The 638-nt window shown below is 69.7% G+C and carries 1 pseudogene; it reads left to right on the forward strand.

What is annotated here, in order from left to right:
* Window positions 1–638: pseudogene (locus WT97_RS34555) on the forward strand (hypothetical protein); the annotation flags it as partial.

The following is a 638-nucleotide window of genomic DNA, read 5'->3' on the forward strand; positions in this document are numbered from 1 at the left end:
GGTGCGTTGACCGGTGCGCTGAACACGGCAACCGGCACGCTGAGCAATGCGCTCGGTACGGCAACGGGCGCACTGGGTGGGATCGGCGGTGGTTCGAACCCGCTGGCGCCGGTTCAAGGTGTGGTGAATCAGGTAACGGGCGCGCTCGGTGGTGGCAATCCGGCAGGTGCGCTGACCGGCGCCATCGGCACGGTGACGGGTGCACTGGGCGGGATCGGCGGTGGTTCGAACCCGCTGGCGCCGGTTCAAGGTGTGGTGAATCAGGTAACGGGCGCGCTCGGTGGTGGCAATCCGGCAGGTGCGCTGACCGGCGCCATCGGCACGGTGACGGGTGCACTGGGCGGGATCGGCGGTGGTTCGAACCCGCTGGCGCCGGTTCAAGGTGTGGTGAATCAGGTAACGGGCGCGCTCGGTGGTGGCAATCCGGCAGGTGCGCTGACCGGCGCCATCGGCACGGTGACGGGTGCGCTGGGCGGGATCGGCGGCGGTGCGAATCCGCTGGCGCCGGTTCAGGGCGTGGTGAATCAAGTGACGGGCGCGTTGAGCGGCGGCAACCCGGCGGGTGCGTTGACCGGTGCGCTGAACACGGCAACCGGCACGCTGAGCAATGCGCTCGGTACGGCAACGGGCGCACTGAG

This window comes from Burkholderia sp. MSMB1459WGS (assembly GCF_001534535.1).
GTDB lineage: Bacteria > Pseudomonadota > Gammaproteobacteria > Burkholderiales > Burkholderiaceae > Burkholderia.